The sequence below is a fragment of the Cupriavidus sp. 01L46 genome, from assembly GCF_056399905.1.
In genome coordinates, this window is record NZ_JBFTSF010000008.1 from 47,415 (window position 1) to 55,935 (window position 8,521).

At 62.8% G+C, this 8,521-nt stretch carries 7 protein-coding genes; 4 read left to right on the forward strand and 3 right to left on the reverse strand.

Features of this window, described 5'->3' with window-relative positions:
- Nucleotides 1–4: 4 nt before the first annotated feature.
- The 4 genes from pgaB to AC1DS3_RS02980 all read left to right on the forward strand — a co-directional run bounded on the left by pgaB (nt 5) and on the right by AC1DS3_RS02980 (nt 5,210).
- Nucleotides 5–2,050 carry a poly-beta-1,6-N-acetyl-D-glucosamine N-deacetylase PgaB gene (pgaB, locus tag AC1DS3_RS02965; protein ID WP_477126655.1) on the forward strand — a complete coding sequence of 682 codons (2,046 nt, stop codon included), beginning with the start codon at nt 5–7 and terminating at the stop codon, nt 2,048–2,050.
- A gap of 35 nt (nt 2,051–2,085) precedes the next feature.
- Entirely contained in the window at nt 2,086–3,408 is a 1,323-nt protein-coding gene (gene pgaC / locus AC1DS3_RS02970) for a poly-beta-1,6-N-acetyl-D-glucosamine synthase (RefSeq protein WP_441635696.1), read from the forward strand.
- 13 nt (nt 3,409–3,421) lie between these two features.
- Nucleotides 3,422–3,865 carry a hypothetical protein gene (locus AC1DS3_RS02975; RefSeq protein WP_477126656.1) on the forward strand — a complete coding sequence of 148 codons (444 nt, stop codon included), beginning with the start codon at nt 3,422–3,424 and terminating at the stop codon, nt 3,863–3,865.
- 106 nt (nt 3,866–3,971) lie between these two features.
- Nucleotides 3,972–5,210 (forward strand): hypothetical protein, encoded by a 1,239-nt coding sequence (locus AC1DS3_RS02980; protein WP_477126657.1) that lies wholly within the window; start codon nt 3,972–3,974, stop codon nt 5,208–5,210.
- Nucleotides 5,211–5,278: 68 nt separating this feature from the next.
- On the opposite strand, the gene AC1DS3_RS02985 is transcribed toward AC1DS3_RS02980, so the two are convergent.
- From AC1DS3_RS02985 to AC1DS3_RS02995, 3 genes are all read right to left on the reverse strand, one after another.
- A complete protein-coding gene (locus tag AC1DS3_RS02985; RefSeq protein WP_477126658.1) occupies nt 5,279–6,679 on the reverse strand; it encodes a hypothetical protein in 1,401 nt (466 codons plus the stop codon).
- A 93-nt stretch (nt 6,680–6,772) separates the two neighbouring features.
- A complete protein-coding gene (locus AC1DS3_RS02990) occupies nt 6,773–7,351 on the reverse strand; it encodes a glycine-rich domain-containing protein (protein ID WP_441635603.1) in 579 nt (192 codons plus the stop codon).
- A gap of 50 nt (nt 7,352–7,401) precedes the next feature.
- The coding region (locus AC1DS3_RS02995; protein WP_477126659.1) for a putative bifunctional diguanylate cyclase/phosphodiesterase at nt 7,402–8,521 on the reverse strand (1,120 nt) is incomplete at its 5' end.

Genomic DNA, 8,521 nt, shown 5'->3' on the forward strand with positions numbered 1-8,521 from the left:
CATCATGCAAAAGCTCAATCGCCGAACATTCATCGGGCTCGCCGGCGCGCTGTCGGTGACCAATAGCGTGCACGCCGGCTATGCGCTGTCCTTGCTGCCGCCGCAGGATCGCGACGACGGGCTGACCTTCCGCGTACTCGCGTTTCACGACATCCGGGACGACCTGCGTGCGGATGTGGGAACAGTGGCAGATACCTGTGCGATCAGCACTGCCACGCTAAACAATATCTTCGCCTGGCTCAAGGGCAACGACTTCCACCCGGTCAGCGTCGACCAGATCATTGCCTCGCGCAACGGCGGCCCGCGCCTGCCGCCGCGCGCTGTGCTGCTGACCTTCGACGATGCCTACGAGAGCCAGTACACCAAGGCCYTTCCGCTCTTGCAACAGTACAACTACCCAGGCCTGGTCGCCGTGGTGTCGCGCTGGACCGGTACGCCGCGGGACGAGCCGGTGCGCATCAGCCATAAGTCGGTGATGGCGCCGGGCTATTTCATGAGCTGGGACAACCTGCGCGAGATGGCTGAGTCAGGCCTGGTGGAGATCGCCTCGCACACGCACGACATGCACCACGGTGCGGTGGCCAATCCTCAGGGCAACGAACTACCGGCGGCCAGCGCGCACCGCTACCATGCCGACCTGAAACGCTACGAAACCGACCAGGAATACGAAAACCGGGTCGGTGGTGACCTGAAGACGTGTTCAGACATGATCCAGGCGAAAACCGGGGTTCGGGTGCGTTCGATGGTCTGGCCCTACGGCATGTACAACGCGGCGCTGATCGGCGCTTCGCACAAACTGGGCATGAATGTCCACTTCACCCTCGACGACGGGCCCAATACGCCCGAGGTGCCGTTGACCAAGATCAGGCGCCTGCTGGTCTCCTACGACTGGGATGCAGGTGTCATGATGGGCCAGTTCCGCCAGCAGTCGGCCTATCGCGGCGATAACCAGCCGGTCGAACGAGTTGTCAACGTCTCTCTCGACGAGGTGTACGATCCGAACCCCGATCGCCAGGAGGCCAGGCTGTCGCGGCTGATAGACCGGATCAAGGATCTTGAGCCCAAGTCGGTCTACCTGCAGGCGTTTCACGATCCCGACGGCAGCGGCACCGCCCAGGCGCTCTACTTTCCCAACCGCCACATGCCGGTGCGCAGCGACCTGTTCTCGCGCGCGGCCTGGCAGCTGATCACCCGAGCTGGCGTACAGGTCTACGCGGCATTGCCGGTGCTTGCCTACAAGCTGCCCGCGGGCCATCCGGCTTCGTCCCGGCTGGTAGCGGTGATGCCGGGCGCGCCGGCCACGCCCCTCGACCCGCGCCAGCGGCAACGGCTCAGCCCCTTCGACCCGCTCGCCCGCAACGTGATCCGCGATATCTACTACGACCTGGGCAGATACACCAGTCTGAACGGCGTCGTGTTTGGCGATGACGCGAGCCTGAGCGATGTCGAAGACGCGAGCGACGCGGCGCTTGCGGCCTACGCGGACTGGGGGTTGCCGCGCGGACTGGCTGCGATCCGCGCCAACCCCGATCTGCTGCAACGATGGTCGGACGCCAAGCTCCGGTACCTGATCGACTTTACGCGGCAACTGGGCGACCTGGTCAAGGACTATCAGGGCGGCGGCAACGTGCTGACCGTGCGCAGCCTGCCTGCCAATGCGGTGCTGCGTCCCGATGCGAGCATGCGCCTGGCCCAGGACATCGATGCATTCGCCGCGCAATACGACTTCGTCAACCTGATGGCCTACGCGGATGCCGGAGGCGGCCCGCCTTCGACGCCCTGGCTGGAGGGCCTGGTCCGGGCCGTAGCGGCGCATCCGGGCGCGCTGCCAAAAACCATCTTCGCGCTGCAGACACTCGACGGCCGTACCCAGGCGCCGGTCGCCAGCACCGCGCTACGCGATCAGATGCAGCGCCTGCGCATGGCTGGCGTGAAGCACCTCGGCTACTGCCCCGACCAGTTCATGGTGAACCAGCCAGACCTGGCGGTGCTGCGGGATGTCATGTCCATGCAGAACCTGCTGCGGCCGCGCAATGGCATGAAGGTTTAGACCAAGAGCCGATAAAAACAAGGTTGGGGAAGATGATGAAGAATATGGCAAGCCTGCTTTCGAATTTTGTCTTCTACTACCCACTGTTCATGTCCTACTTATGGATGACGGGTGGCCTGCTTCACTACTTCCTGATCGAGAGAAAAGAGCGCAAGAAAACACGGGCGGATGTGTTGCTCGATTACCCGAAGGTGTCGGTGATCGTGCCCTGCTTCAACGAGGAAGCCAATGTGCGCGAGGTCATCGCGAACCTGGCGGAATTGCGCTATCCGAACTACAACATCATCGCCGTCAACGACGGCAGCAGCGACGCCACCGGCGATATCCTGAATGCGCTGATCGATCAGTATCCGCAATTGCTGGTGATCCACCAGGCCAGCAACGAGGGCAAGGCCATTGGCCTGACCACCGCGGCAATGCTGACCGATGCCGAGTACCTGCTGTGCATCGACGGCGACTCGCTGCTCGACCGCGAGGTGATCGGCTGGATGCTGCGTCACTTCCTGCGGGACGCCGGGGTCGGTGCAGTCACCGGCAATCCGCGCATCCGCACCCGGACCTCGCTGTTGGGGCGCATGCAGGTCGGCGAGTTCTCGTCGATCGTGGGCCTGATCAAACGGACCCAGGAAATGTATGGCCGCCTGCTGACCGTGTCTGGCGTGATCTGCATGTTCCGCAAGAGCGCGCTGCGCGGCGTGGGCTACTGGAGCCCCGACATGCTGACCGAAGACATTGATATCAGCTGGAAGCTGCAGGTCAATGGATGGCGGCTGCATTTCGAGCCACACGCACTCAGCTGGATCCTGATGCCGGAAACGTTCAAAGGCCTGTTCAGGCAACGTCTGCGCTGGGCACGGGGCGGCATCCAGGTGCTGCGGAAGTATGCGGCGCCCATCGTCACCAAGAACAAGCCGATGATGTGGCCGATTTTCCTCGAGTACACGGTCAGCGTGATCTGGGCCTATTGCATGCTGTTCACCCTGGTGATGACGGCCGCGACCGCGTTGTTCGATCTGCCCGAAGCCTGGCGCTTCTCCGGCATGCCGCGCGGGGCAGGCGTCTTGCTCTTTATGACCTGCTGCATGCAGATCCTGGTCGGCTGCGTCATCGATCGCTGCTACGACACCAAGCTGCTGCGCTACTTCCTTGACACGATCTGGTACCCGATCGCGTTCTGGAACATCAGCATGGTCGCATCGGTGATCGCCCTGCCCAGCGTGCTGTTGCTCCAGCGCCGCACCCGGGCAAGGTGGGTCAGCCCCGACCGCGGCATCCGCGAGGACGCCCCCGCGTCCTCGCCGCCAAGGTCACCTGCGCCCGCATCTCCCGTTGTCGGGCAGCTTGAAGAGCATTCTTGAGGAGGAGTGAGACATGAAAGAACCTGTCATTGACACATCCGGCACGGCCTTGCGGCAGTATCTGCAGCACCTTGCGCCGGGAAAGGCCGTCCGACGATATCTCTGGTATCGGCTGGCGCGGCCCCTGCTGGTGGCCAGCATCTGGGTAGCTGCGGCGTTCTACATCTACTGGTGCGTGGCCTCCACGGGAAGCACCGAGTTMTCGCTTAGGGAGGTCATCCCCGATGCATTGACCATTCTCGGGATAGGCCTGGCGCTCACGGCGTGGACATTGGCGCGCCGCTTCGGGACAAGCGTGTCCAACCTGAAACAGCCTGCCCGGGTGGCGCCGATCTCGACGCTCGACCTGGCCAAGGATGTGGTGCTCTCGGTGGGCACGGGCCGTCGCCTGGTGGCTTTTCACGATGAAGACGGCCTGATCTCGCACGTTGCACCGCTACAGCAAGAACTGGCCTGAGCAGCTCCGCGATTTGGCCTCGCGCGACAGCTGGCGGTCCGCCCGCTGTCGCGCGAGGTCCTCATTGAATGGTTTTGGCATTGTCACGAGGAACTGTGGAGTCACCATGCGTCCGCTCGYCATGATGTGTGGCGCTGCTCTAGTGCTTGCCGGTGCGCTGCTGTGCGCGCCGGCGGGCGCGCGTAACGAAGGCAGGAACAATAGCCGCGCTGACACCCGGCAGCCCGCCAAGGTCCGCCCGGCGATCGATCGGCGCGCCTTTATGCATGGCATTGGCGCGGCAAGCGGGCCTGGGCAGACCACCTACGTCTTCTTCAGCAGCTCCGGCCTGCCGCCGCGCGGCCCGGATCGCGATCGCAACTGGACGCATGACATCTACGTCGCMAATTGGAACCCGGCCCAGGCCAGTCTTGGCAAGCCCCGGCTACTGGTCGCCGAGAAGGAAGCGCAGGAGCCGGTATCAGTCGCGCAGAATGCCGCGGGCCGCATCATGCTGACCTTTGAGGATGGCTCCAATACCACCAACGGCGTCAGCCAGCGCTATCGTGTGTACGGCACGGGCCTTCAATCGCAGGCGGCAAAATCGACCGACGTCTGGTCTGGTGGACACTCTGGCCACGTGACGGCGGTAGGGAATACTTTCGTGGTGTTTTACTCGGACGACTGGATCGATGGTGGCGGCGTGGATAACCTGGGCACCGGGAACGGCGTCTACCTCAAGACCTATGACGGCAACGGCCGGCTGCTGCAAAGCACCGGGGTGGCGCCGAACAAGCGCGAGTGGTGGCCATTGATTGCAGGCTCGAAGGAGACGGCCTTGCTTGCCTGGCAGGAGTTCGTACCCGGCGAGACGCACGCCAGGCTGAAGACAGCCGTCTATCGGCCCGCCGACGGCGTGCTGACTGGCATGCAAACACTGAATGGCCAGCTGAAGTACTACACCTACAGCGTGGCCTATGTCCCGGCCCTGGACAGCTTCCTGCTGGTCGGCACCACCGACTTGGGCAAGGGCTTCGCGCATCTGCTGGATAAGGCCGGCAGGGTGAGCGCCTCGCTGGCCTGCATGCCGGAAAGCGTGCGAGAGGCCGGCATCACCGTGGTCGGCGACATGGCGTACGCGCCTGCGGCGGATGGCCGCCTGCTGCACCTTAAGCTGTCCGCCGGCACCATCGAGTTGCGCGGCAGYCAGCCATCGCCAATTCCATGGACTTATGCAGGCAGCCTTGGGCTGGTGCGTTCGCCATCCATACTGCATTGGGTCTCGCTTACGCCGGTGGGCTTGCGAGAGAGCGATTTCGATTTGAGCCGGGCCACGCCGCCCTCGGCCGCGGATCTGTGCCGGTAGGCAGGTATCCGCCCGCGCAATGCGGCCAGCTTGGCGGTGAATCGGTCACCGATGCCTGCTACGCAGGGCTACTTGTTGAGCGGCGTGCTTTCTTCCAGTTTTGAGTAGCCATGTGCTTCAATGACGGCGGGATCCATCACAATGTACCCCAGCGACCTGAGTAGCGTCACTGCCTCAATTTCCGCGTCCGTATGAGGCAGGTGTTTTGACGGCGGCACGAAGGACGTGGCTGATCTTGCTGGCGTCTCGTGCGTGAGCGGCCGGGCATGCTCCACCTGGCTGCTCGCGATGAACGCGCAGCGCTGCGCGTTGGGTTTCCAGGTAACCTCCACCGCGGTACAGAACTTGCCGGTGAAAATCTTTAGCTGCATGCTTGCTTTCAGCCACGCAGCAAAGGATTCACGAGACGCAGGCTGGTAGCCTTGCAGCAGAGTTTCAAGATTCTTCTGTGGCAAGCCTTCCGTTTGGGAGGAAGGCTCTTCTAGCRGTGACAGCTGCAGTGCCACGCGCTCGCGGTCAGCTTCCTCGTAAATGAGGTACTCGTTGTCAACCACGCCTTCGCGCAGCAGTTCGCACAACAACGCCCAAGCCCTGGGATTCTTCTCGATGCAACCTTTCAGGCCAGGGTCCAGGCTCGTTAGAATCGCGGGCATCGACTGGTACCTGCCGGAGGCGACTTCGACTGCGAAGGAAGCGGCATTGCGTGATGGGCTAGCCCGGCGCTGGAGCATCTGCAGGGACTCGTCCTTGTACTCCTGGATCTCGGCAAGGGTCTCGGCAGCTTGGCTCCAGGCGTATTTCTCGATATTTTCGGCAAGTTTTCGCGCAGCCCTGGCCATGTCATAGGCAAGAACGCCAACATAGCTCTTGCACGCAGCGCATTGGCACTGGAGACGCCCGTAGTGCAGGAATCCGGCATACACGCGCTCCTGATGCCCGCAGTGATCGCACTCAAGCGCAAAGCCGCCCTGGCGCGCCGGGCGCTGATTGGCAAGTAGCCCATCGACCTGGTATCGCGCTGGATGATCGCAACACGGGCAGCCCCATATGATCTTGTGAGAGCCATCGCGTGCCGCCACCCTGCCGAATTGACGTTCCAGCGCACTGCGCGGAATGCCCTGCGCCCGTCCGAGCACGTCGGCTGAATAGCGCCAGTAGAAATAGGAGTGAGCGGCGGCTGCCACCTCCGGACCGTAATCGCGCAACTCCTGCAGCACCCGTGGTGTATGCCGAATCCGATCGGCAAGGCTATCGACCATGAAGGACCGGCCCGGTACAAGCGCCTCCAGGGCCTGGCGGCTCTGCTCGACGAAGGCCGGAACATGATCGCGGCGGATGGCGTTTTCCTCCTTGAGCCAGCGCGAGTGTCCCGGCAACGTGTTAAGCGCATCGATGGCTTCTTTGAGCTCTGCAATCGGCGGGCAGGCCAGGAAGGTGAACGGCTTGCTGAACAGCAATGAATCCATCATCGCATCGTCTCCGACAGAATGGCACCCCTCCCGGACGTGGTCGGGGTGCCGTGAATGCGCCTACGGCCAGTTGGTGCGGCCCTTCGCAACGCATCAGTGACGCGGCAGCCCCGCAGGAGAAGGCGCGTCCCGACCGCTGGACGAAACGACTCCGGAGGTGATCGCGCAGTACGCCGCTTGCGTCCCATTGGTGATTGCGCAGTACGCAGCCTTGGCGTCTGCCGGCTCGGCTCCCAGCGCGGGCTTCGCCTCGCTTGTGACCGCACAATAGGCCGCCGTCGCCGGTCTCAACCCGAACTCGCGCGCGCCAAGTCGGGCACTTGCCTCGGCCAGCGCGCGCAGGCGGGCTTCATCCTGTGGGCCATCGATACCAACGTAGGGGTCATGATGCAGGACATGGCCAAAGATGTGCTCACAGTCGCTTGCATAGCGCCTGGTATCGACAATATGGGCGTGCCAGAACGCGTCTACCTGTTCGCTGGGCACCACTGGAGTGTCGGGGTACTTTACCGCGAGCTTGAGAAACCTGCGGTAGCCGGCCTCGGCATCGGCCAGGCCTTCGGGACTCCAATGGGTGGACTTGCCATGTAGCAGCTTGGCTTTGATCCTCGAGAAATCGAGCGCATCGATGGCTTGCCATGACCGTTCAATCGACTGTTTCTGCGCTGTCATGATGTGTTCCCTCCTGTTGTTGACGCTGGGGCGCGCGCCGGAATTCAGAATCAGGCGCGCATCGGCTGCGGTCCCTGTTCAGGCAGCAGACCGTGCACGGTATGGCCGGCGAGAAACGCGGTGACGTCCTCGGCCGGCATAGGGCGGCTAAAGTAGTAGCCCTGGACTTCGTCACAGCCCTCGCGGCGAAGAAAGCCCAGTTGATCCTCGTTCTCGACGCCTTCGGCCACCACCTCCAGCGCCATCTGATGTCCTAGCCCGATGATTGCGCTCGTGATTTGCGCATCGCTCCTGCTATCGGGCAGATACCGTATGAACGAGCGGTCGATCTTCACGGTGTCGATCGGGAAGCGGCTCAGGTAGGCGAGCGAGGAGTAGCCGGTGCCGAAATCGTCAATGGCCAGCCGTACCCCGGTTCGCTTCAGGCGCGACAGCCAGCGCGCCGCTTGCTCGGCATCGCGCATGACCATGCTTTCGGTGAGTTCGAGTTCGAGCAGATACCCTGGCAAGCCGGCTTGCTTCAGCGCATCGAGCACGACCTGCCTCAGGTCCTTGTCGGCGAATTGCCTGGCGGAAAGGTTGACCGAGACGCGTATCGGGGCATTGCCGTCGGCAAGCCATTGCGCATTCTGGCGGCAGGCCTCACGCAGTACCCACGCKCCAATCTGCACGATGGCCCCGCATTCCTCCGCAACCGGAATGAAGTCCGCGGGCATCACCATGCCGAGCTTCGGATGGTGCCATCGGATCAGCGCTTCGACGCCGGTACAGGCATTGGTGTCCAGCGAGATGCGCGGCTGGTAGTGCAGCACGAACTCGTTGTGTTCCAGTGCGCTGCGCAGATGCGATTCCATGTCGATGCGATTCTGCAAGGTCACGCTCATCTCGCGCACATAGTATTGGAAGCCGTTCTTGCCGAGTTGCTTGGCGGCATACATGGCGAGATCGGCATGCTTGAGCAGCGTCTGCGCGTCATTGCCATCTTCAGGAAAGGAGCTGACGCCGATGCTTGCCGTCACCTGCAGCTCCTTGCCATTGACGACAAAGCCGGATGCGAGCGCGGCCTGGATACGCTTGATGATGCGGTGCAAAAGGGAACAGTCGTCGACCGGCTCGACCAGTCCGACAAACTCGTCGCCACCGAGCCGGGCAATCAGGTTGGCTTCGCCA

Coding starts and splice junctions, on each gene's coding strand:
- pgaC (WP_441635696.1), top strand. CDS start 2,086: ATGAAGAATATGGCAAGCCTGCTTTCGAATTTTGTCTTCTACTACCCA.
- AC1DS3_RS02990 (WP_441635603.1), bottom strand. CDS start 7,351: ATGACAGCGCAGAAACAGTCGATTGAACGGTCATGGCAAGCCATCGAT.